Raw genomic sequence first — 25,190 nt, 5'->3', positions numbered from 1 at the left:
ACGTGTCCGATGGTGCCGACGTTAACGTGGGGCTTTACGCGTTCAAACTTGGCCTTTGCCATGAGGTTTTCCTTTTTTGGTTAAACAATGAGTTGAGCATCTATCTTTAATATAATTTGTCTCATAGAGTCTGAATACAAATTAAGACGATACTATTAATCTGTTTTACTTTAAATACAGCAACTACAATAATTAATTATAACATTAGCTTTTAGCTTGTGAGCTTACTGTATCATAAGCTAAATCATAAGCAAACTGACAGCACTAAAAGGCAACACCTCAGTGTTACCCTGTCATTATCGCTTGCTATATGATAGTTATATCGATGCAAAACTTTATACAGTTATCACATATTATTTTTTATAATGCAAGCTGGATATACCAATAGGGCAAAACAGGCGTAAAAAATGAATATAAGTGGAGCTCATATCGAGAATTGAACTCGAGACCTCTCCCTTACCAAGGGAGTGCTCTACCGCTGAGCTATATGAGCATAGTTTAAATAACTACTAAAGAAATCTACAAGCTGTACTTAAAAAAATATCACGAAACAGTTAATGGTAATAACTGATTATCGTGATGAAAATTTTACGGTAAGCTGCGGTCAATGCCACGTATATGGAGCGGGTGGCGGGAATCGAACCCGCGTCATTAGCTTGGAAGGCTAAGGTGTTACCATTATACCACACCCGCAATAGCTCTTATTCAAAGTGACTCTTTACTTAACTGATATCAGTATTCAAAGAGGTCTGGCTATAGAGTATGCTTGGCGCTGCTACGATAAAACTTAGAAAATATGGTGGTGGGGGAAGGATTCGAACCTTCGAAGCTTTCGCGACAGATTTACAGTCTGTTGGGTTTGACCGCTCCCCAACCCCACCTAAGAGTGCTTTAAACAAAAATAACTTAAAAAAGTAAATTTGTAAAAAGCGGCATTATTGACTAATGCTTAAAAATGACTTTGAAAAATGGTGCCGACTGCCGGGATCGAACTGGCGACCTACGCATTACAAGTGCGTTGCTCTACCAACTGAGCTAAGTCGGCTTGTTCCTTCAAAGTGGGGAGTATTCTATCAAATATATCTTAGAATACAAGCCCTATTTGCACTTTTAGATGGTTTTTTTTATAAAAAATCTTACGCAGTTGATTATATTGTGATTTTTTAAGGCTTAAAATATGCTTTTAACATTTATTAAAGGTTCTAGTTTAATGGGGCCTTACTGAATACGCAAACCATCACATGCCATTTTTACAGCCTTAACTAATGCTAAGGCTTTTTTGTTGGTTTCATCCCACTCCGCCTCTGGTACTGAATCGGCAACCACACCTGCCCCAGCTTGAATATGTATCTTACCGCGGCGCATAACCGCAGTGCGAATAGCGATAGCGGTGTCCATATTGCCATGCCAGCCCAGATAGCCAACTGAGCCACCGAACACGGTGCGACGTACCGGCTCAACCTCGTCGATAATCTGCATCGCGCGAATCTTTGGCGCGCCTGAGAGCGTTCCTGCTGGGAAAGTGGCACAAAAGACATCAAGCGCGTCTTTATCTGGTAGTACGGTGCCTTCAACGTTAGAGGCAATATGCATGACCTGTGAGTAGCGCTCAATAAACATTTTTTCGGTGACTTTGACACTACCATACTCACAAACGCGGCCAATGTCATTACGCCCTAAATCTATTAGCATTAAGTGCTCAGCAATCTCTTTTTGATCAGATAACAGCTCACGCTCTAGTGCTAAGTCCTCAGCTTCATCACGGCCGCGCTTACGGGTGCCTGCTAGCGGACGGACGGTCACTTGCCCGTTCTCAATACGCGATAAAATCTCAGGGGAAGCTCCAATAATATCAAAGCGTTTGTGATCATCCAAAGTATAACCATGTACCAAAAACAGATAAGGCGACGGGTTTAAAAAACGTAGTGCGCGATAAACCGCTAGGGAGTCGCCAGTGTAATCTGCGCTCAAACGCTGAGCGGGCACCACTTGCATGACATCTCCTGCAAAGATGTAATCTTTAATCTTATTGACATCCGTGCAATATTTCTCTTCTCCAGTTTGTGATTCAAACTTGGGCGTTGGCATGGTCGGCGTGCTCAAATCTGCCATCTCAGCCAATTTATCTTCTATCTTCTCAAGCTCGCGAATTGCAGCGCTATAACCCTCATCACTTGTACAATCGGCATAGACAATAATAGATAGAGTATTCTCAAGATTATCAAAGACAATCACACTCATAGACAGCATAAGCCACATATCAGGCAGCGTCATCGGGTTTGGTGCATCAGACTGACCGACAGACGGCTCAATGACACGTACCATGTCATAACCAAAATAGCCTATAAGACCGCCGCTAAAGCTCGGTAGCGTAGGTATATCATCAGCAGTTGGCATCTTATACTGCGCCATCAGCTTACGAATGTAGTCAAAGGGATCAGCCACTGCGTTGACGCTAATGTCATTGTCTCGCTTGACCGTCATCTCGCCGTTGGCATATTGCAGCAGCAAGTCACTACCTAAGCCAATCATCGAATAACGCGCCCAGCGCTCCCCGCCTACCACCGACTCAAACAAATAGGCCGAACCACTTAGATCACGTACTTTGGAGAATACAGAAACGGGCGTCTGCGCGTCCATCAAGCGCTTTTTTATCAGCGGCGCATGACTAAAGCCTTGTGCTTTAAAAGCGGTATATTCTTCAAAATTCATCATAGCAAAGGGTCTCTTAGCACAGTAGTAGCAAAAGATAGTCGTTAATAATAGCGAATCAGTATAACAAAACTGACCGATATTATGAGTGCTTAAGACAAAATGTTTGCAAGCACAAGGAGTAAAAGCAAATGACAGTAACCATTAATTTAAGCATAAAAATAAGCTGCCAGACTTTATAACGATTTTATCGTTGTAAAGTCTGGCAGCTTAATAGCTTACCTAATTACTTATAAAACCTTAAATAAGCATTTAAAAAGACTAGGCGTTTGGGGCGAGCTTACACGCCGCCCATATTAAATAACCACAGTGCAATACCGATAATTAGGATAATAATAAACACCCAAATAAACCAGCCGCCACTTGGTTTTTTGTCAGTGCTAGCGGCATTAGCTGGATTATCGATTGCCTGATCCATCGCATTATTACCCGTCGTGCCCAAGTCGCGTGACCCGCCTAGATTAGCTGTTCCTGAGAACTGAGCGGTGGCTGCTTGCTTGGCGCGCAGTACTTCTGGATCGGCTTCTTCTTGTAGCTCAGTCGTTGTCGTTTTATCGTGTTCAGGGGCTACCGTATCATCGTGATAAGGAGCACGCTTGGTTGAGTGCTCGTCGGTGGTTGTACTGTCGGTATTTGTATTGTGGGCGGTATCTTTTGCAGGCTCAGTGGACATCACTGTCTCCTCGTGAGTGGGGGCATTGGCTGTAGGTGTCGGGGCTGATGTCTCATCTAACGCTGATGAATCGCGGCTTATCGGCGCATCAGTACTATTCATATTTGTTATATTAGTACTATTCGCGTCAGCGCTATTTATATCAGTACTGTCTGCGGCAGCGAGCACCTCAGTCACGATCGTATCTTTGACGATAGGCTCATCAGTTTGAGCTTTATGATCTGTAGGCGCTACACTATTAGAGATAGGCTGCGCACTATCGCTCGCTGCTAGGACTTCAGTCACCATGGTTTGTTTGACTACTGGCTCATTTGAGCTTGGAAGCTTCTTACTCGAAAGAGTGGTATCAGTAGTACTCGCTGTACTGTTAATATCAGCGGCATCATTAATATTAATTGTGCCATCAGACGCTTTGCTTTTATAACCTGTAGAGATTGTAGATTTTGTCGCAGCAGCGCCAGTCGCTAAGCTGATAGCTTCTGCAGTAGTATTTGCGTCAGGGCTTGCATCAAAGCTCGTATCAGAGCTAACGGCATTGTTATGATGCGTATCGACAGCCGTAGTATTGTCGTTAGTGATATTATTAGTAGTGGGGTTATCTAAAGTGTCGTTATTAACAGGACTTATATCAGCAGTATTCATGCTATCTATGCTATCTGTGCCTGTAACAGGCAGCTGTTTTGCTGTATCAGCAACCGCGAATACTTGAAAGCTAAAGCTGGCAAACCCAACAATGTCGGCACTTTTTAAAGCTCTTGATTGATTGCCATCGATGCGCTCATCATTGATAAAGGTGCCATTAGATGAATCTAAATCTTTGATATACAGCTGATCCTCAGCCACGCTAAGCAGTGCGTGATTGCGCGAGACTTCTTTGCTACCGAGCACTAAATCATTATCACTGCCGCGCCCGACCGACAAGCTATCAGTAATCGGCAACGTAAGATCACCCAAAGCTTCACTCAAGGCATCTAATTGCCAAGTTTTGGCTGCCAAATTATCTGATAACGTAGGATTGGTTGCACTTGCATTTGCTGTTTTACTGTCGTCCATATCGCTTGTCATGTTACTACTCCTTTTTATTGATTGCCTTTATTCTACCGCAACCTTTATCCTCTAGTGTTGAAACACTGTTTACGTTTTTAGAGCTTGTTTTGCAAAAAGCTCTAACCGCTCAACATGTTTACCCAATAAAAAAGACACGATATACGTGTCCTTTTTATAATCATAAATAGCTTAGTGTTCGCGCGTACTGCTAAAGGTAATCTCTGGATAACGCTCTTGCATGAGTTGCAGATTGACCCGAGATGGCGCTAAATAAGTCAAATAACCGCCACCATCGATCGAGAGTTGATCGTGAGCTTTTTTCTTAAATTTGGTCAGTGCCACCTCATCATCACAGTGAATCCAGCGCACTGTCGCAATAGAGACCGGCTCAAAGGTGCACTGAACTTTGTACTCTTCTTTGAGGCGATGGGCGACCACCTCGAACTGCAGCACGCCGACTGCACCTAGGATCAAATCGTTATTGATCTGCGGCATAAAGACCTGCGTAGCACCCTCCTCGGAGAGTTGCTGAAGGCCTTTTTGCAAGGCTTTGGATTTAAGCGGATCACGCAGTACCACGCGGCGAAATAGCTCTGGCGCAAAGTGCGGAATCCCCGTAAAGTTAAGCTCCTCGCCTTCGGTGAAACTATCGCCGATAGAGATGGTACCGTGGTTGTGTAGTCCAATGATGTCACCCGGATATGCCTCCTCTAATGCTTCGCGATCCCCTGCCAAAAACGTCAAGGCATCAGCGATACGCACGTCTTTACCTAGGCGTACATGCTTCATCTTCATGCCCTTCTCATACTTGCCTGAGCATACACGCATAAAAGCAATACGGTCACGGTGACGCGGATCCATATTGGCCTGAATCTTGAACACAAACCCACTAAAATCAGTCTCGGTAGCCAAGACTTCACGCTGCTCGGTTGGGTGTGCTTTTGGCGGCGGCGAATATTTTACTAGGGTATCAAGCACCATATTAACGCCAAAATTACCCAAAGCGGTACCAAATAACACAGGCGTCATTTCACCCGTCAAAAACTCATCAACATCAAAATCCTCAAGCGCCATTTGTACCAGCTCAAGCGATTCTTCGAAGGCGTCGAACATCAGCTTACCTAAGCGCTCGCGGATGTCTGGATAGTCATAACCGTCGCGAGTCTCAGAGACCGCCATATCGCCGCCGTGACCTTTTTCATACAGGTAGGTTTTGTTTTCGGTCAAGTGATAGACCCCAACAAAGTCCTGACCCATACCGATAGGCCAAGTGATAGGGATACATTTAATCTTGAGAACCGATTCAATCTCGCTAAGCAGATCAAGCGGCTCACGGATTTGGCGATCGAGCTTATTGACGAAGGAGATAATCGGCGTATCGCGCATGCGGCACACCTCCATCAGCTTGATGGTACGCTCCTCGACGCCTTTGGCACCATCGACCATCATTAGCGCGCTGTCAACGGCAGTCAAGGTGCGATAAGTATCTTCACTAAAATCAGCATGACCTGGGGTGTCAAGCAAGTTAACGATATGGTCTTGATACGGGAACTGCATAACGGAGGTGGTGATAGAGATACCGCGCTCTTGCTCCATGCTCATCCAATCTGAGGTGGCATGGCGATCGGTTTTGCGGCCTTTGACCTCGCCCACCACCTGAATGGCTTGACCCCATAATAGAAGCTTTTCGGTCATAGTAGTCTTGCCCGCATCGGGATGCGAGATAATGGCAAAGGTACGGCGTTTGGCAACTTCGCGAGCCAATTTAGTTGGCGTCAGCTTGGTCGCTGATGATTTGGTATCTGCGCTCATAGTAGGTAACTTATCGTTGAATACAGCTGATATATAGGAAGGATTTTGGTGCGCGTATTGTAGCGGATTTATGATTGAGATGCTATTTTTGCACAAAGGTAAGGAGGCGCTGCAACAATATACCTACTGATAATATATAAGATAATACGATAAAAAATAATTGGCTTTGCTACGCTTATTTTATTGGGGCGTTACCTTTGAGTTAGGGCATTCCTTATAAATAAACTTGCTCAGTATTACCTGCACCCTTGCTTCAAAAAACAATTGATATAAAAAGGATATCTTTATGTTATTAGAAAAAATCAAAACCCCTGGACTCTCGCATTTATCCTATTTGATAGGCTCAGGTACCAAAGCTGCGGTCATCGATCCGCGCCGCGACTGCGAGATTTATGTCGAAAAAGCACGCGCCGCAGGACTTGAGATCATCCATATCTTTGAGACGCATCGCAATGAGGATCTGGTCTCTGGCGCGCCAATATTAGCAGAGCTAACAGGGGCTAAAGTATGGCACGGGCCAAATCCTGAGCGAGAAGTCGTCTATGCTGACACCGCTCGCGAGGGTGATAGCTTCACTATCAATCAGCTTGAGATTCGAGTGCTTGAGACGCCTGGTCACACTGATGACCATTTGGCTTTTGCCCTATTTGATAGTGCGTACCCTGACCAGGCCGTTGGCGTATTTACAGGGGATGCCCTATTTGTCGGTGACGTTGGTCGTACTGACTTTTATCCCAAGCGTCGCCGCGAAGTGGCTGGTCTACTCTACGACTCACTACAAAAGATATTGGCCCTCGGTGATCAGGCGATGATTTATCCTGCTCATGGCGCAGGCTCTGTCTGCGGCTCAGGTATGGCTGATCGTGAGTTCTCCTCTGTCGGTCATGAGCGCCTTAATAATCCGCGCTTACAAATCGAGAGTCGCGATAAGTTCATCGATGCTAAAGTGGCCGAAAACCATTATCAGCCGCCCTATTTTAGACTCATGGAGCGCTTAAACATGGAGGGTTGTAAATCCGCGCCGCGCGTGATGCGTCCTCGCATACTGTCACTCGATGAGCTAGAAGATCTAAACGTAGATCATCTAATTGATATTCGTGAGCCGATGTCTTATGCATCAGGTCACCTGCCAGGTTCCATGAGTCTACCAGTCGGTATGATCTCAGCGTTTGCAGGCTGGTTCATTGGGGAAGGCCAAAGCGTGGCGCTGATTGCCTCTGATGAAGCTCAACTGGCTACCGCAACCGAGCATCTGGTGCGCATTGCTCTTGATAATATCGTTGGTAGTTACGTCGGTGTGGTAGCAGCTGCCAAGCAAGGCGAGACTATAGAGCAGACGCCTATGATTAATACCGCTTTAGTCAAAGAGCGTCTTGATAATGACCATCAAAAAGCGGGCTGGACGCTGCTTGATGTTCGTGACGCGGATGAGCGCGCATCTGCCGCTATTGAGTCATCAACGCATATCTATGTCGGTCATCTCAATGAGCAGTGGCAAGATCTCGATAAAGATCAGCACTACACGCTAATGTGCGCCAGTGGTCAGCGCGCGACAGTAGCGGCAGGATGGCTCGCAAGCCAAGGCTTTGCGCACATTGACATCTATCTTGGTGGTATGCAAGCATGGCAGGCGGCGCAGAAATAGAATAATCCTTATCTTTTGAACCAAACCTTTAAACCAAACCTTTGAACTAAGCAAGGGGCTCAAGATAAGGCGCACTTACAAATTATAAGTATAGTTTTACCTGTGCTATATAAACTAACCTCAATATTTTGCTACTCTGAATAGGTTATTTTGTGATAACACCTATCAATAATAAATAAGGACAATTATGAAAACTTTATACTCTACCAAAGCCACAGTCACAGGCGGCCGTACTGGTGACGCCTCACTTAGTGATAGCGATCTAAAAGTAAAAATGGCCCCTCCGGGTGGCAATATGGAAGGCAATAATCCAGAGCAATTACTCGCGATGGGCTATGCTGCTTGCTTTGATAGCGCTTTGGGCGTGGTCAAAAAGATGGAAAGCGCAAGCTTTGGCTCAACGACCGAAACGACGGTTGATCTCATTCAAGGCGGCGATCATGACTATAAATTAGCGGTCAAGATTCATGTGATTGGCGACAGTACTGAAGTCTCAAGCGATGAGTTCCAAAAGCTGGTTGAAAAAGCCCATACCGTTTGCCCTTATTCAAAAGCTACCCAAGGCAATATCGATATCGAAGTGACATCAGAAGTCAAATAAGGCTTTTATATCCTAATATAGATAGTATACTAAAGATGGGAACCCAGTCAGCACTGGGTTCTTTTTTTATGTCTGGCGCAAACGTTTAGCCCCTATTAAAAACATACACTTATTAACGCTTAAGCCATTCGGCACGCGCTGATTTTATCGTTATAATAGGTCATCTTTTTTATTTTATATATAATAAGTGGCCTTTATGACTGACAATAATCACAACTCACACTCCCCGATTAATCCTGATTTGCGACCTAATTTTGAGACGATGCCCAAAGTGGCGACCATGGATACCGCTCATGTGGACAAGGACCAGCCGCCCTTTATCTTGGTCGATGGCTCCTACTATCTGTTTCGCACTTATCATGCGCTGCCCAAAACGATGGAAAACACCCAAGGGCTGATGACCAATGCCATACGCGGCACGCTAAACGCCCTGCTTAAATTAATGCGCCGCTACCATCCGACCCATATGGCGGTCTGCTTCGATACCAAATCGCCAACCTTTCGCCATGCGATGTCCGAGGAATACAAAGCCAATCGTCCCAAGATGGATATTGAGTTGGCAGAGCAGATACCTTATATCCATCGCTTAGTCGCCGCTTTAGGGATTCCGCTACTGCGTATCGAAGGCGCGGAGGCTGATGACATCATAGGTACACTCGCCTATCGTGCAGTATTTGAAGGTCATCATGTAGTTATCTCGACCGGTGACAAGGATATGATGCAGCTGATTAACGACTGCGTCATATTAGAAGACAGCTTTACAGGTAAAATTACTGATAGCGCAGGCGTCGTTGAAAAGTTTGGCATTGAGCCGCACCAAATGATTGATTTTTTGACCTTGATGGGTGACTCATCCGACGGTATTAAAGGCGTGCCGGGTATTGGTAAAAAAACGGCAAAAGATTTGCTCAACCAGTACGGCGATATCGCTACCATGTTAGATAATGTCGCCGATATAAAAGGTCGTGCAGGCAAAAACCTAGTCGAGCATGCAGCAGATATTCCGATGAATGCTGAGCTTGCCACTATCGTAACGGACTTAGATATCGGCCAAGACTGGACAGATCTAAAAATAAATACTGACCCCTGCGCTCATATTGACGAGCTACGCGCCCTCTATAGCGAGCTTGAATTTAAAAATGAGCTGGCCTCCCTTGATCACCCCAATCACCCAGCAAACGGCACTCAAAGTGTGGCAGATAGCCAAGCAAACGCCGAATCACAAGCCCAAGTCGCCAAGTCACTTCAGTCCACCAAAATCGATAATATCAAAGACAGTAAAAGCCATGACAAGGCTTGGCATACCGTACTTGACATGCCAGCGTTTGAGAGTTTGGTCGCGCAGTTAGAGCGCGTACCCTACTTCGTTGTTGATACCGAGACGACCAGTATTCATTGGCGACAAGCTGAAATCGTCGGTCTGTCTTTTGCTTTGCAAGCTCATGAAGCCTATTACGTACCGCTCACGCACAAGCTTGAGGGTGATGAATTACTTGGCAAACAGCTCGACCGCGATACGGTACTAGCTAGATTAAAGCCGCTACTAGAAAACTCAGACATCGGTAAAATCGGGCAGCATTTAAAATACGATGCCCATATTCTGAGTCACTATAACATTAACCTGCTCGGCGCTATTCATAGCAGCCCCAATAACTGGGCGATGGATACGATGTTAGCAAGCTATGTCATCAATGCCGCCGCGACTCGCCACGGCATGGACGACCTAGCGCGTCACTATTTGCATACCCAAACCATTAGCTATGAGGACGTTGCAGGTAAAGGGGCTAAGCAAGTCAGCTTTGATCAAGTCGCTATCGATATTGCCAGTGACTATGCTTGTGAAGACGCAGACATCACTTATCAGTTGTTTGAATTGTTTAGTGAAACCCTTGCCGATGATGAGAACAATACGCGCCTTCTCACCCAACTTGAAATCCCCGTCGCACAGATACTGTGCCAGATGGAAGCTCAAGGCATTTTGATCAAACGCTCGTTTTTAAATGAGTTATCTAAACGCTTTGATGAAGAGATCATCGCGCTTGAGGCACAAGCTTACGAGGTCGCAGGTGAGGAATTCAATTTAGGCTCGCCCAAACAACTTGGCGAGATGCTCTTTGACAAGCTTGGCGTCCCTGGTGGCAAAAAGACCAAATCAGGACAGTACTCTACGGGCGAGGCGGTACTATCTAAAGTCGATCATCCACTGGTCGATATTACCTTAGAGTATCGCGGACTCTCCAAGCTCAAAAGCACCTATACCGACTCGCTCGATGCAGTCGCCGATAGCGAGACTGACCGTGTCCATACCAGCTATCATCAGGCGCTGACTAGTACGGGGCGCTTGTCTTCAACGGATCCTAACTTACAGAATATCCCTATCCGTACCGCGACCGGTCGCCTGATCCGCCAAGCTTTTATCGCCCCAAAGGGCCGCGTCATCTTAGCGGCGGATTATTCGCAAATTGAGCTGCGTCTCATGGCGCATTTCTCAGGCGATGCCAACTTAACCCGCGCCTTTAACGAAGGTCTTGATATTCATACGGCGACTGCAGCTGAGGTCTTAGGCAAAGCGGTCGACGAGGTCAGTGCCACTGAACGCCGTAATGCCAAAGCCATCAACTTTGGTCTGCTCTATGGTATGAGCGCCTTTGGCTTAGCTAAGCAGCTACAGATGAGCCGCAATGAGGCACAGGAGTACATCGATATGTACTTTGATCGCTATCCTAGCGTCAAGCAGTATATGGTCGATACGCGAGCCAGTGCCATGCAGCGTGGTTATATCGAAACCATACTTGGGCGCAAACTCTACACCCCAGATATCAATCATAGTAACCGTATGGTCAAACAAGGCGCAGAACGTGCGGCGATTAACGCGCCATTGCAAGGCTCTGCTGCCGATTTGATCAAGCTTGCGATGATCGCTGTCGATAAAGTACTGCCAAAAGAGCAAGCCAAAATGCTCCTGCAAGTGCATGATGAACTGGTCTTTGAAGTCGATAGCGACAAGGTCGATGAGATAAGCCAGCTCATTACCGACGCTATGCAAAATGTGCTTAGAGAGACGGCAAAAAGCATGGGCTGGGACGTTGATTTTGCTGTGCCCTTGTTGGTTGAGACAGACAGCGGCGAGAATTGGGATGAGACGCATTAAGTACTGATTTAGATTGGATTTCGGCGTGGGGTGGGTTAGCTTTTTCAAGCTTTAAGAGAGCGAAGCTAAAGCGTAACCCACCGATTTAATATTTAAAACGACATACTTGATAACACCAATACTAGATTGTCGCCATAAAATGCGGTTGAGCCGTGACTGCTTTGCTCAAGCATGCAAATACCAGCACAAGGCGTCACCAGCGCCCTTTTTAATATACTAATCTGACAGTATATAAATTTGATATTCAAAAAACCTTAACCTTATCAATGAATTAATTAGTCAATATTTACAATAGCATGACATTATATTTGGCGATATAATGCGTCTTTTAAACTTAACCTCTAAAGTAATAGTAGAGATAAGGTAGACCTAAGTATTGTATTGTCTTTGCCTTATCGTTTAGGAGACGTCCCATTTTTACCGAAAATGGCATTATTGAAATTGCAGGCTCTATCCTATTAATAGCCTGTCTACTACGCTGCGTGCAATACGCTATCAAAAGCGATATCAAACAAGGTCGCTACTTTTGGCTGGCGTCTGTTTTGGTGTTTTTTACGGTGATACGCCGTGAGCTCAATCATCTACCAGAACTTGTGATACCGAGCAACCTGCTGCTGTTTAATCATAGCTATGAGTGGTGGGAGGATATGGTATTGCTACTCATCTATGTCGTAGCTTTAGGACTGTTTATATATTCTTGGCGTTACCTGTGGTCGATGCTAAAGCGCGTGCCTGTGTCTTTGTATCTCATTGTTGCCCTGCTGGCGATACTGCAATATATGGGCGAGAATACGATTATCTTTTCAGAGAGTATCGGTGTGGCGGTGGAAGAGCTGACTGAGGGCGTGGTATATGCTATAGCACTCTGGTATCTATGGACGTTTACACTGCGTGAGTTTGAGATGCAATTGGCAAGTCGTTCAGACTCTACCTTGGTTAGTGAATGACTTGGTTAGTCAACATCACAGTTAGTCAATAATATAAACAAAAGTAAATATATAGTACTCGTAAAAGCCCTGCGCGGCCCTGTAAAAAGTAGTAGAGTGACTAAATAGATAACTGTAACTTATCACCCTACTCTCGATTAAAACATGGTTACCCTCACGATAAAAAGGAGATACACATGAATATATTAATCACAGGTGCATCACGTGGTATTGGTTTGGCAACAGCTAAGCGCCTAGCGGACAAAGGTCACAGCGTTGGGCTGTTTGCGACCAATAATGCCACTCTACAAAACGCTATCGAAGACAAAACCTTTAAAAAAGCTATTAAACAAAATCGCATCATTACAGGTGAGCTTGATGTGGTACAGCCTGATGCTTGGGATATGGCTATTGATCAGATGATCACTCATTTTGGTAGTATAGATGTGCTCATCAATAACGCAGGCTTACTTGTTAGTGGCACTCTGCCATCGACAGATCTGGCAGATCAGCTCTCGCTCATAGATGTCAATTGTAAGGGCGTGCTTATTGGCTGTCATAAGCTTGCGCCGCATTTAGCCAATAGCGAACATAGCAAAATCATCAATGTATCCTCAGCATCTGCGATTTATGGTCAACCCGAAGTCGCTACCTATTCGGCCAGCAAGTTCTTTGTTCGCGGTCTGACTGAGGGCTTAAATATTGAATATGCCAAACTGGGTATCAAGGTCATAGACGTTATGCCGTTATGGGTCAAATCCGATATGACTAAAGATCTAGAAGTGACGAGTATTGATCGCTTAGGTATCAATCTGAGCGTCGATGATGTTGCCAAAACCATATGTAGCCTGAGCTGCCGTACTAACGATAGAATATCAGAGGTCCATTATTCTGTTGGTATGCCAGCCAAGGTTATCCAAAAACTCTCGCAAGTTGCGCCAGACTCCTTAATACGTTTTGTCAGTAGTAAGGTCAGTGCTAAGTAATGATTTAGACAAAAAACAAAATGCATTTGCGACCACTTACTATTTTTGCCTACGCGCTATTTATGACGGCTGTTTATAGTTTATGACTACTTTTGTAGGTAGTCATTTTTTATAGGTCATCCTTACATATTTTGAACACACTATGACACCTTACTACTAGCGCAGCCATCCGCAAAGTTGCACACTGTCAGTCATAATTTTTTATAACATAAGGATTTTTATGGACAACTCAAAATCACCATTACCCGAAGAGATGGACGGTATCGATAGTAACAAGAGCATGGATATGGAGACTGATGATCAGCTGGTTGATTTAGACAATCCCATGCTGCATACGATAAATAATGATGATGTCATTGATAATAGTGCCGGGTTTGATAATTCAAAAGTTGGTACAGATGCTACGCAAGGCTTAACCCCTATGCATAGGCAAAATATTGATGAAGCCAATATCGATAACGTCTTAGTGCAAGACAATTTAGATGATAGCGATTACCCTGATATCGTCGATATTGCTGATTCAGATGCCGCCGAAAATAGCAACGACGATGATTTTTAGGCGTAATACTTAGTGTCAAAAAAGCCCGCTCGATACCATTGAGAGGGCTTTTTTTGTGTTACTATTTTTTATACTCAAAAACGAATTACACCCAGCCCTCAAGCGTACCTGCCCAGCCTTTAACGAGTGGCGCGCTCATAGCTTCTAATAGATCGATATGCGCGTCATCCATATTGAGCGCAGGGATATAATGATACTCCTGCCCGCCTGCCTCAATGAAGTTTTCACGGTTCTCAATCGCTAACTCCTCTAATGTCTCAAGACAATCTGCTGAAAATGCAGGACTGATAATCTGCACGGATTTGACCCCAGATTTGGCCCAGTCATCAAGGATAACATCGGTATAAGGCTTGACCCATTCTTGCTTACCAAAGCGCGATTGGAAGCTAATAATCCACTCATCCTCGCCTAGACCTAATGCATGTGCCACTTGCGCTGCAGTACATTTACAGCGCTTGGGGTACGGATCACCCTTGTCAGCATAAGGCTGCGGTATACCATGAAAGCTAAACATGAGCTTATCAGGTTTGCCATGCTTGGCTTGAAAGCGGCGGATACTATCGGCTAGTGCTTTGATGTAAAGCGGATGGGCGAAGTAATCTTTGACGATGGTGTAATTGGGCAAATTACGCTGTTTTAGTGCCCATTTATTGATCGCGTCATAGACAGCGCCGCTTGAGGTCGCTGAGTACTGCGGAAATACAGGCAGCAATACAAAGTGATCAACGCCCTCGCCTCGCAGTTCATCCATAACATCAGGCAACCCAGGATTGCCGTAGCTCATCGCTGCATGAACGGACACGCGAAAGGGTGCATTGGCAGCTGCTAGCCGAGGTTCTAATTTTTCAACCTGACCATTTAAGATGTTACGCATCGGTGAGTCTCCATCCCAAATACTCGCGTAAGCTTCAGCGACGCGTTTGGGACGCCGCGGCAAGACAAATAAATTGAGAATAATCGCCCACAAAAATCGCGGAATCTCAATCACACGTGGATCGGACAAAAACTGACGCAAATAGCGGCGTACGGCAGGCGCGGTCGGCTCATCTGGCGTGCCTAAGTTAATCAGTAAAACAGCAATACGTGGGGGCAATTTGGGTTTCATAGCAGCACACTTTATAACAGAGATTTGGGTAGCTTGGAGTCAAAACAGTCACTGGGTCTGCTTTAATCGTTAAGCTTTATTTAATCGCTTTGACTTTGGACAGGTTATAAATTAACAATAGCAGTCAAATTATACGGTCACAAGCTGCCGTTAGTGTAGCATGAGTGTAGTCTTTTATAGGAGGTATAGCCGCTTTATAGCGTGTGAAGGTTGTACTCCTAAGCGCATCGCCATACAATAGATGGCTATAGCGATAGTGATCGCCTTTTTACTGTCTTTTTATCGCCTGTCATCTTGTGAGGTAGTTTTGAGCGCACGCCCTGATACGAACAATAACGCTATGGCTCGCGAGCATTCCGACCATAAACTGCAGCCCTCAGGTGCTTCAGCCAGTTTAGTCGGCTCAGTCGGAATTGTCACGCCGCAAATCTATCATTTCGATGAGCCATTCACTTTAGAGTGCAATCGTACATTGCCAGCGTTCGATTTAGTATTTGAGACTTATGGTACGCTAAACGCAGATAAATCAAACGCTATCCTTATTTGTCATGCCCTCTCAGGCAGTCATCACGCCGCAGGTTATCACGAAGGAGATAAAAAAGCTGGCTGGTGGCACAATATGATCGGCCCTAGTAAGGCAATTGATACTGCTAAGTTTTTTGTCGTTTGTGTCAACAATATCGGCAGCTGCTTTGGCTCAACAGGCCCGACGTCCATCAATCCTGACAGTATAGACAAGGGTGAGGCGCAGCCCTATGGTCCCGACTTTCCGCTAGTCACCATCAAAGACTGGGTCGGCACGCAAGCGCTGCTCTCAGATCGATTAGGGATAGAGGTTTGGCATGCTATCGTTGGCGGCTCAATGGGCGGTATGCAGGCGCTGCAATGGTCGCTTGATTATCCAAATCGTCTTAAGCGCTGCGTGGTCATCGCCAGTACTCCTAAGCTGTCGGCACAAAATATCGCCTTTAACGAAGTGGCGCGTCAGTCGATACTATCAGATCCTGACTTTAAAGAAGGGCGCTACTTACAAGCGGGCACTTATCCGCGCCGTGGCCTGATACTCGCGCGCATGGTTGGGCATATCACTTATTTGACTGATGATGCGATGAAAGCTAAATTCGGCCGTGACCTAAAGTCTGGCAAATTTATGTATGGCTATGATGTTGAATTCCAAGTGGAGAGCTACCTGCGCTATCAAGGTGAGCGCTTTAGTGAGAACTTCGATGCTAATACTTATTTGCTAATGACCAAAGCCTTAGATTATTTCGACCCAACTCGCGGTCATATAGAGGATAGCGAGACTAGCGTAGAGACAGATACAGAGATACAAAACAGTCAAAGCCAAAACGATCAACGTGAGCTTAGCGCGCTAAAAGCTGCCTTTGCCCATAGTGAGTGTCAGTACTTGGTGGTGTCGTTCACAACCGACTGGCGCTTTGCACCCGAGCGCTCACAAGAGATCGTTGATGCGCTGATGGCAACAGGCAAACCGGTCAGTTATCTCAATGTCGACGCCCCGCACGGTCATGATTCGTTTTTGTTCGATATTCCGCGTTATATGGGTGCGATAAAGGGATTTTTGACTGCGCCCTTTATCACTGCCAACCGTACAGGAGCACGCTTGTGAGAATGGACTATCAATTAGCCGAGCGCTGGATTGCCGCAGGCTCTCATGTGCTGGATTTAGGTTGCGGCAATGGCGAGCTACTTGCGCACTTGCACACACAGCTTGGCGTCACAGGATACGGGCTTGAGATTGATGAGGACAAAATCAACGATGCCATAGCTAAGGGCCTATCTATCGTCGAGCAGGACTTGAACGATGGCTTAGCGCGTTTTGCGGATAATAGTTTTGATACGGTGGTAATGGCGCGCGCCTTACAAGCGGTCAAATCGCCCGATCTATTACTATTAGATATGTTGCGCGTGGCAAGAGAAGCCGTCATTACCTTTCCCAACTTTGCGCATTGGCAAAACCGCATTCACCTTGGGCTCAAAGGACTCATGCCAGTTTCAGAAGCGCTACCGTATGAGTGGTACAACACGCCCAATATCCACTTGTGTACCTTTAAGGACTTTGAGGCTTTGTGTGCTGAGCATGATATTGATATTATCAATCGTTTTGCTGTTAGTGATTCTGATAAGCCTCATAGCGCCCTGATGACGACGCTGATCAGACAAGCGCCAAACTTACTCGCCGATGTCGCCATCTATAGAGTCACTAAGCGCTCGTCAAACGCTTAACGAGAATATCCATTTAAAAATATTGCGCTACTGTTATAATCCTCCTTACTTACTGCGTAGTTTTATCACTTTAGAGACTGCGCAAAATCTTTCCTAGTAGCAGGCTAAGTATCTTTTAACTGCAACGATAATTAGAAAACTCTGAACAAGGTTAAGCTATACTTATACTTATACTTATACTTATACTTATACTTATAACAGTAATGTTAATTACCTTTGTTGTGCCAAATACGAATCTGTATAACTTTGTTACCAAATACAAATAAAAAACCAGTGTTAAAACAAGTAATTAGTATTTGAGTTTTGTAACCTTGGATGGTAAGCTAATCAAATATTGTCAATTACGACCTTTATCCGCCGCTTTACTATTACTTATGGATCTAAAATCACTTAATAGTTCAATGAGTTGCTGTCACTATAGGTCATATAGCTACTAATGCTATTTAAAATTCTAAGCTAAATGTATCCCATTAACTAACCGCCCTATTTTGGAGCCGCTATGAAACTATTAAAAGCTGCCTTGTTTACTGCCCTTTTTTCTTGTGCAGGTTTAGCCAATGCTGAACTGATTGCTAATATTCCATTAGATACCTCACGCTTTGAGCTGATGCCTGTCAGTGAGCTATCTGCTCGCGCCGCACAAGGTAATGATCATGCGCAGTTCTATCTAGCCAAACGCTTGCAAAAAGGTCAAGATGTCGCTCAAAACACCTCAAAAGCTATCGAGTGGTATACGCGTGCAGCCGAGCAAGGCGTCGCGCCTGCCCAGCTTAATCTCGCTATCATGTACTTGCGCGGCGAAGGCGTCCAGCCAAACATCCAGCAAGCTCGCAAATGGTTAGAAAAAGCGGCGATGAGCGGAGATAACCGTGCCAGCTATACGCTTGCGCTACTCGATGAAAAGCAAAAAAATCTAGTCGACGCTTATAAGTGGTATGATCTCGCTGCTCGCGATGGCATGCTCGATGAAAAGGTACGTAGTAAAGCCCGTGGAAAAATCGGTCAGTTGGCATTGAATCTATCTAGCTCAGATATCGCTAGTGCCCGCTCTAAAGCGGATACTTGGTTTCAAAGTAAATAAGTCTTTTATAGTTTAAAACCATTTAGTCTAAAACCATCAAAATCCAGCGTATATGCTGGATTTTTTGTGTTTGAGGATATATAAACAGCTACTTTCTTGGTTCGCGCCCCATCGTATAAAACTCCGCATTAGTCTGCATATTCATTGCGATAACCATTCTATTGGACAAGCCAAAGAACGCTGTGATGCCAGCAATATCTAGAATATCCTCATCATCATAGCCGTGCTCTTTAAGATCTGCATAGTCTGAGTCTTTGATTAGTTCTGGGGTGCCAGAGAGCTTCATCGCAAATGCCAGCATCGCTTTTTGGCGAGCACTGATCGGCGCATGCAAGTAGTTGATCGCGATTTGATCGGCTAACAGCGGCGCTTTGGCAAATATGCGCAGCAGTGCCCCATGAGCGATGACGCAATACTGGCATCCATTAGCGGCGCTGGTAGCGACGATGATCATCTCTTTTTCAGCGGGGCTCAGCGTGCTGCCCTCTCGCTCCATAATCGCATCGTGATAAGCAAAAAACGCTCTAAACTCCGCAGGACGATATGCCAAGGTCAAAAACACATTTGGGATAAATCCCGCTTTTTCTTGTACTGCCAGTATGCGCTCTCGAATATCATCAGGCAAGCTGTCTATATCTGGTACAGGGTAGCGACTAATCGGCGTGCTCGATGTAGACTCCATTGCAGTGTCACTCATAGGTCATCTCCTTTGACGGTGTGTTTGTTTAGTCTAGCTGTATAGAGGAGTAATAAGTAGTCCAAAACTCATCTTTTATAAATAGTTGCATTAACTGGCTTCGATAATAGCAATCTCATCATTGGTTAAGTCATATAGTTTATAGACCATTTGATCTATTTCACTATCGGTGCGTTCAATCTGGGCTATAAGCTGCTGCGCTTTGGTTTGCTCAGCTAAGAAATACTCTTCCCACTCCGCTTCATCGCTCAAGCTCATTTTGACTTTCTTTTTACCTAGCTCTTTGATTAACTCTGCGTACGTTAGCTCATGCCAGTTTTCTAGCTTTTTACTGAGTTTATCTATTTCAAACTTGCGTTGTAAGGTTCGGATGAACTTACCAGTTGAGTCCTGCAACTGCTCGTTTAGCGATAACATTAGATCGGCTTTTTGGACAAAGCTGTCTACAATATTAGGTAGTTTTGGTAATGGAAAGGGGTAAAGATATTTTGTTTTAAATCTAAAATAACCACCACGTAGAACAGTTCCCGTATTGGACAGATAAAACCATAAAAGCTTTGAGTTTAGAACAGAGAGGTAAAACTTGTAAGCAGATGTAGAAGGTTCTTTCAATACAAAAGAGTATATGGTCGTAGAGTGGTACATCTCAGCCTGATCAAAAGTCATGCTTGGGTAGTTAGCTATTTCGGCAGTCATAATTTTAGGCTGATTAAAATCTGTAATACTTTTCGGATAAATATACAAAAACCACCCTTCTTTATCCATTTTACCTTTTTCTCTATTACGTAGTTCTTTCTCATTATTTTTTAAATACTCATAACCTCGGGGATAGTTTGATTTAATAAAATCCTCTGTCATTATGCTATGTGTTCCATCTCCATTGAGAATATAAGGAAAAATAACATAATATTGGTTAGGCAACTGCATATACCTTGAAACGTCCTGTCCTTTTAACATAGGTTTCATAAGACCTACTTCAATCTCAACCTCACAATCTAAAGATTTTGAATAGCCTTTAACTAAACCACCTTCAATATGACCATCAATCAGAAAAATCTTATCTGCGCTAGTTTGTAATCCAACAAAGATTTTTGAAAATACGTCTTTGGCAGTAAGGGGTTGCTGATGTAATTTATCAAAAAGATTAACTTGAGTATTAGAGAGTAAGTTCCACTTATTTTGATTCAAATTGTCGTATGATAAGCTCGTCCAATCAAAAAGCTCTTGTATTCTTTGTGGATTTATAAAGCTAAACAGTATGTCGTCCTTTGGCTTTTTATCAAGCGTTAAAATACAAGTATAGGTAGTCACCTCAAAAACTAAATGTTCCTCAAAATGTAGTAAGCTTGATACAAGTTTATCTTCTGCTAGTAATCTACGAACGCCTTCTCCAAACTCAGAAATTAGGAATTTATGCGGTAATATTAATGAAACTTGTCCAGTTTCTTTAATCAAATCTAAAGAGCGTTCAATAAATAAGACATAAATATCATAATTCCCTATCGCAGACTCAAACTGCTTTTCATAATACTTAACCATTTCAGGATAAGCACTTTGAAGACCTTGAATCCGTAAATAAGGCGGATTACCAATCACCACATCAAAGCCACCTTTGGCGAAGACCTGCGGGAAGGCCGTTTGCCAGTTAAATGCCTTGTCTCCTGCGACATCTACATCATCAATCAATGAATTTCCACATTGAATATTATCATTGAGATTATTCAATTTACGTCTAGGCTGTGCTGTCCGTAACCACAGTGACAGCTTAGCAATCTCGACGCTCTCTTCATTGATATCGACCCCGAACAAGTTGTTTTCCAAAATACTGTTTTCGATATCAGGATAAATAATGCTATCGCCATAGAGCTTGGCATGTAACTCATCGATATAGCTGTGTTCAGCAATCAAAAAATTCAGCGCTTCATTTAAGAATGCGCCACTACCACAAGCGGGATCACATATCGTGATTTGTAGTAGCCAGTCTCGATAAGTCTCAAGCGCCGCAGATTGCAACTTGAGTATTCCCTTAGCTTTTGCCGTGAGTTTATTAGGCTTTACAAAATCCTCATCAACGATAGCCAGCTCGTCTTTTTTGTCTTTGCACAATTTGCCGACCGTGTTTTCGACGATATATTTGGTGATATATTTGGGCGTATAAAACACCCCGTCTTTTTTGCGCTTGGTTTGCGATTTATCGACCGCCTCGCCTGCTAGCTGCGCCTTTACCTCATCGAGTTCTGTAAGTGAGTTCTCAAAGATATGACCTAGAATATTGACATCGACTTCACTAGCAAAGTCATATTCTGACAGCGTTTTGATATGTGAGCCTAGCACCTTATCACTGATAATGACGCTATCTAGCAGCTTGTCGGTACTGAACAGTCCACCGTTATAGGCGAATATCTCGCTATGCTCATCCTTATGACCTTGATCTAAATAACCAAAATAGGCTTTGATTCTATCGTATAAGGGCACAGTCATCTTCAGCGTTTTTAGCTGCTCCCACTCACTGATGATACCTTTAGCAAAGTTGGCGGGTAGCAGATGACTGTCTTCTGCGAAGAAGATAAACAGCAATCGATCGAGCAGCTTTTGCGACTTTTGAAACAATACCAAAGCGTCAATATCAAGGTTGTTGGTGGTTAAATCTGCGAATAGCTCACGTTTGAATACAGAATAATCCTTGTATAACTGCTTAGTAATCGCCTCTTCTTGCGATAGTGAGGCTGATTTAATAGTGGCAGGTAAGTCGCACATGACGCTATCATGATTGAGTAGCAAATACAGCTGCGCAAAATCATCTTGGGTTAAGCCAAATAGATCAAACTCGATGAACTCAACCGCATTATCAATGTACAAACGCAGTTTTTGAAAGTTTGAGGTGATAACATAGCGACATTTGGGTTGATTGTTTTTGTACCCAAAAGCTTGCTGCTCAATCTTACTTAAATCTGTGGTGTTCATACCTTTTAGTTCAATCACGCCAATAGCATGGCCGTCTTTGAGTATCGCGCCATCTGCTTTTTTGCTGCCTGTTTGGTTTTTAAATTCAGTAGTGAGATTATAATTTGGATTGGGATTGAGCGTATAGCCAAAGACATCAACGAATAAATCACGCAAGAACCCTTCTTGATACTGCTCTTCTTTACTCACTCTTATATTGTCTTGCTTTAGCGGGTTTAAAAAGCATTGAGTATAGCGCTGCCACGCCGCCACTAGCTGCTGTTTATCTAATTGATTGACATATCTGGAGACAACAACAGACTGAAATAGAGACATACAAGCGCCTTAGAATAAAAGATAAAGTATTAACAAACGCTTACTATAGCAAGCTCTAGGGTTAGGATAAATAACTTTGCTAACCAAAAGGACTATGGGTGAATAATAAATGTCTGTTATTGATGCATATTCAAAACCCACCCCAAATTTGCTACACTACGCGCGCATTTATACATTCCACAATTGAATAAATGTTATTCATTTTTAAATCACTAATTGCACTAGGTTTACGTCCTAGCCAGCAGGAGACAGTATGAGCACAACTTTAGACAATACAACCTCAAAACAAGCGCCCGCCTACGATAGCGAAATTAACAATATCGTCGTCGCCGCTTTGTATAAATTTACTCGCTTTAATGACTTTGAAACCTATCGTCAGCCTATCCTTGATAAGATGACGGACAACGATGTCAAAGGTACACTACTTATCGCTGCTGAGGGTATCAACGGTACGATATCTGGTACACGCCTGGGCATCGATAATGTCTTAGAGTATTTGCGTAGTATTGACGCGATCGGCAGCTTTACGTTTAAAGAGTCTTATACCAACGAGCAGCCGTTTTATCGCACCAAGGTGAAGCTCAAAAAAGAAATCGTCACTATGGGCGTCGAAGACATCGACCCGCTACAGTCGGTCGGGCGCTACGTGAAGCCTACCGATTGGAATGCGCTGATCTCAGATCCAGATGTAACTCTGATCGATACGCGCAACGATTACGAAGTACAAATCGGCACCTTTGAAAACGCTATCAACCCTAATACTGATACCTTTCGTGAGTTTCCAGAGTACGTCGCAAAAGAGCTTGATCCTAGCAAACACAAAAAAGTCGCGATGTTCTGTACCGGTGGTATTCGCTGTGAGAAATCAACCGCTTATTTGCGCGAGCAAGGGTTTGAGGAGGTCTATCATTTAGAAGGCGGTATTTTAAAGTATTTAGAAGAAGTACCTGCCAGCGACTCTATGTGGCAAGGCGACTGCTTTGTCTTTGACAACCGCGTCTCAGTCAATCATGATCTAGAAAAAGGCGACTATGAACAGTGTTTTGCGTGTCGTATGCCGATCACTATAGATGATATGAATAGCGCCTCTTATGTCAAAGGTGAATCTTGCCCGCATTGTATTGACAAAGCGACTGACGCACAAAAAGCGCGCTTTCGCGAGCGTGAACGTCAGATGCAGCTTGCCAAGCAGCGCGGTGAGACGCATATCGGAAGCGACGTAAATGACATTATCGAAAAGCGCAAAGCTGCTAAAGTTGAGGCGCGTCTCAAAGCAGATACTACTAACCAGACAAACTAAGCGTATCGCTACAAATATTATTTGATTTAGAGAGTACCCATAAAAAAGAGAGACTATACTAGTCTCTCTTTTTTATTGCACTGTTATACCTTTTAGATTAAAACAAAATACGCACGCGAATGGTTTCTTCGACGTCTTTGAGCTGATCGAGTGCGGCTGTTGAATCATTGTAATCAACATCCATGACCAAATAACCAACATCGCCTTCTGTCATCAGGCTCTGCGCCAAGATATTGATGTGCGCTTCTGCAAACAGACGGTTGATTTGAGACAGCACGCCTGGAACGTTTTTGTGGATATGCAGCAGGCGATGTGAGCCCTCTTTGAACGGTACTGAAACCTCTGGGAAGTTGACCGCCGTTGCTGTATCACCTTGATCTGAGTACTTAACGAACTTCTCAGCGACTTCAAAGCCGATGTTTTCTTGTGCCTCTTGTGTTGAGCCACCAATATGCGGCGTCAAAATCACGTTATCAAATTTGCGCAGTGGTGACTCAAACTCTTCATCCGCAGATTTTGGCTCTTTTGGGAATACATCGATCGCCGCGCCGAGTACCCGACCCGACTCAAGTGCCGCTGCCAAATCATCAATCTCAACACAAGTACCCCGTGCCGCATTAATAAAGTAGCTGCCCTCTTTCATCTGATCAAACTGCTCTTTTTTCATCATATAGCGTGTACTTGGTACATCAGGCACGTGCAAGGTGACGATATCAGCGGTGGATAGTAGCTCGTCTAAGCTGCCAACTTGATGGGCGTTGCCTAGCGGCAATTTGGTGACGACGTCATGATAGATGACCTTCATACCGAAGCTCTCAGCGAGTACTGATAGCTGCGAGCCGATAGAGCCATAACCGACGATACCGATAGTTTTGCCGCGCACTTCATGTGAGTTTTTAGCAGATTTGCCCCAGCCGCCGCGATGCACAGTAGCGTTCTTTTCTGGGATACCGCGGTACAGCATGATGGCTTCCGCCAGTACCAATTCAGCCACTGAGCGCGTGTTAGAGTACGGCGCGTTAAAGACGGGGATACCCATCTCACGTGCAGCCTCTAGATCTACTTGGTTAGTACCAATACAAAAGCAGCCAATACCGATAAGCTTTTTGGCGTGCTCAAGTACGTCACGCGTCAATTGCGTGCGCGAGCGAATACCGACAAAGTGCGCATCTTTAATCTTTTCGATCAGCTCGTCCGTATCTAGTGCGTGACTCAGATACTCAATATTGCTGTATCCTGCGCCCTCTAATACTTTTAGCGCGTTGTCATGGACGCCCTCTAATAGTAAAAAACGGATTTTATCTTTTTGTAGTGATAATGCCATATGAGACCTGCCCTATAATTGGAGTCACTGTTTGTCATAATCTAA

At 44.4% G+C, this 25,190-nt stretch carries 17 protein-coding genes and 4 tRNA genes; 10 read left to right on the top strand and 11 right to left on the bottom strand.

Features of this window, described 5'->3' with window-relative positions; translation table 11 throughout:
* Positions 1-418: 418 nt before the first annotated feature.
* The 7 genes from ACTXGE_RS11950 to ACTXGE_RS11920 form a co-directional block, all read right to left on the bottom strand.
* A tRNA-Thr gene (locus ACTXGE_RS11950) sits at positions 419-493 on the bottom strand.
* Between the two features lie 126 nt (positions 494-619).
* A tRNA-Gly gene (locus ACTXGE_RS11945) sits at positions 620-693 on the bottom strand.
* 104 nt (positions 694-797) lie between these two features.
* Positions 798-881, bottom strand: a tRNA-Tyr gene (locus tag ACTXGE_RS11940).
* A gap of 88 nt (positions 882-969) precedes the next feature.
* Positions 970-1,045: transfer RNA gene (locus ACTXGE_RS11935), tRNA-Thr, on the bottom strand.
* 173 nt (positions 1,046-1,218) lie between these two features.
* Entirely contained in the window at positions 1,219-2,715 is a 1,497-nt protein-coding gene (trpE, locus tag ACTXGE_RS11930) for an anthranilate synthase component I (RefSeq protein ID WP_443543551.1), read from the bottom strand.
* Between the two features lie 277 nt (positions 2,716-2,992).
* The gene (locus ACTXGE_RS11925) at positions 2,993-4,450 is read right to left on the bottom strand and encodes an FHA domain-containing protein (protein WP_443543552.1); all 1,458 of its coding nucleotides are present in this window, start codon (positions 4,448-4,450) and stop codon (positions 2,993-2,995) included.
* Positions 4,451-4,621: 171 nt separating this feature from the next.
* A complete protein-coding gene (locus ACTXGE_RS11920; RefSeq protein WP_443543554.1) occupies positions 4,622-6,244 on the bottom strand; it encodes a peptide chain release factor 3 in 1,623 nt (540 codons plus the stop codon).
* Positions 6,245-6,530: 286 nt separating this feature from the next.
* Here ACTXGE_RS11920 and ACTXGE_RS11915 point away from each other — a divergent pair, with 286 nt between their 5' ends.
* From ACTXGE_RS11915 to ACTXGE_RS11890, 6 genes are all read left to right on the top strand, one after another.
* Positions 6,531-7,889, top strand: coding sequence for an MBL fold metallo-hydrolase (locus ACTXGE_RS11915; RefSeq protein ID WP_443543556.1), 1,359 nt, complete (start codon positions 6,531-6,533; stop codon positions 7,887-7,889).
* Positions 7,890-8,076: 187 nt separating this feature from the next.
* Entirely contained in the window at positions 8,077-8,490 is a 414-nt protein-coding gene (locus tag ACTXGE_RS11910; RefSeq protein WP_317200122.1) for an Ohr family peroxiredoxin, read from the top strand.
* Between the two features lie 196 nt (positions 8,491-8,686).
* Entirely contained in the window at positions 8,687-11,641 is a 2,955-nt protein-coding gene (gene polA / locus ACTXGE_RS11905) for a DNA polymerase I (RefSeq protein WP_443543558.1), read from the top strand.
* A 482-nt stretch (positions 11,642-12,123) separates the two neighbouring features.
* Entirely contained in the window at positions 12,124-12,588 is a 465-nt protein-coding gene (locus ACTXGE_RS11900; protein ID WP_443543560.1) for a hypothetical protein, read from the top strand.
* 176 nt (positions 12,589-12,764) lie between these two features.
* Positions 12,765-13,553 carry an SDR family NAD(P)-dependent oxidoreductase gene (locus ACTXGE_RS11895; protein WP_443543562.1) on the top strand — a complete coding sequence of 263 codons (789 nt, stop codon included), beginning with the start codon at positions 12,765-12,767 and terminating at the stop codon, positions 13,551-13,553.
* Between the two features lie 220 nt (positions 13,554-13,773).
* A complete protein-coding gene (locus tag ACTXGE_RS11890) occupies positions 13,774-14,112 on the top strand; it encodes a hypothetical protein (protein ID WP_443543564.1) in 339 nt (112 codons plus the stop codon).
* A gap of 85 nt (positions 14,113-14,197) precedes the next feature.
* On the opposite strand, the gene hemH is transcribed toward ACTXGE_RS11890, so the two are convergent.
* Positions 14,198-15,217 carry a ferrochelatase gene (gene hemH, locus ACTXGE_RS11885; RefSeq protein ID WP_317200126.1) on the bottom strand — a complete coding sequence of 340 codons (1,020 nt, stop codon included), beginning with the start codon at positions 15,215-15,217 and terminating at the stop codon, positions 14,198-14,200.
* Positions 15,218-15,557: 340 nt separating this feature from the next.
* On the opposite strand from hemH, the gene metX reads away from it, so the two are divergent.
* From metX to ACTXGE_RS11870, 3 genes are all read left to right on the top strand, one after another.
* The gene (metX, locus tag ACTXGE_RS11880; protein WP_443543606.1) at positions 15,558-16,847 is read left to right on the top strand and encodes a homoserine O-acetyltransferase MetX; all 1,290 of its coding nucleotides are present in this window, start codon (positions 15,558-15,560) and stop codon (positions 16,845-16,847) included.
* Complete coding sequence (gene metW, locus ACTXGE_RS11875; RefSeq protein ID WP_443543566.1) at positions 16,844-17,464, top strand: methionine biosynthesis protein MetW; 621 nt, start codon at positions 16,844-16,846, stop codon at positions 17,462-17,464. The genes metX and metW overlap by 4 nt, the downstream gene beginning before the upstream one ends.
* Positions 17,465-17,963: 499 nt before the next feature.
* Positions 17,964-18,545: a tetratricopeptide repeat protein gene (locus tag ACTXGE_RS11870; RefSeq protein WP_443543568.1), complete on the top strand. Its 582-nt coding sequence runs from the start codon at positions 17,964-17,966 to the stop codon at positions 18,543-18,545.
* Between the two features lie 88 nt (positions 18,546-18,633).
* On the opposite strand, the gene ACTXGE_RS11865 is transcribed toward ACTXGE_RS11870, so the two are convergent.
* Entirely contained in the window at positions 18,634-19,242 is a 609-nt protein-coding gene (locus ACTXGE_RS11865) for a peroxidase-related enzyme (protein ID WP_443543570.1), read from the bottom strand.
* 90 nt (positions 19,243-19,332) lie between these two features.
* Positions 19,333-22,521: an Eco57I restriction-modification methylase domain-containing protein gene (locus tag ACTXGE_RS11860; RefSeq protein WP_443543572.1), complete on the bottom strand. Its 3,189-nt coding sequence runs from the start codon at positions 22,519-22,521 to the stop codon at positions 19,333-19,335.
* 253 nt (positions 22,522-22,774) lie between these two features.
* Between ACTXGE_RS11860 and trhO the strand changes: the two genes are divergently transcribed.
* Positions 22,775-23,821, top strand: a complete 1,047-nt coding sequence (gene trhO / locus ACTXGE_RS11855) for an oxygen-dependent tRNA uridine(34) hydroxylase TrhO (protein WP_443543574.1) — start codon at positions 22,775-22,777, stop codon at positions 23,819-23,821.
* Between the two features lie 97 nt (positions 23,822-23,918).
* Here the strand turns inward: trhO and serA are convergent, their stop codons facing one another.
* Complete coding sequence (gene serA, locus ACTXGE_RS11850) at positions 23,919-25,145, bottom strand: phosphoglycerate dehydrogenase (protein ID WP_443543576.1); 1,227 nt, start codon at positions 25,143-25,145, stop codon at positions 23,919-23,921.
* Positions 25,146-25,190 lie beyond the last annotated feature (45 nt).

Source organism: Psychrobacter sp. T6-4 (assembly GCF_052258425.1).
Taxonomy (GTDB): domain Bacteria; phylum Pseudomonadota; class Gammaproteobacteria; order Pseudomonadales; family Moraxellaceae; genus Psychrobacter.
Note: the sequence above shows the minus strand (reverse complement) of the source record. Positions and strands in the feature narration are given on the sequence as shown.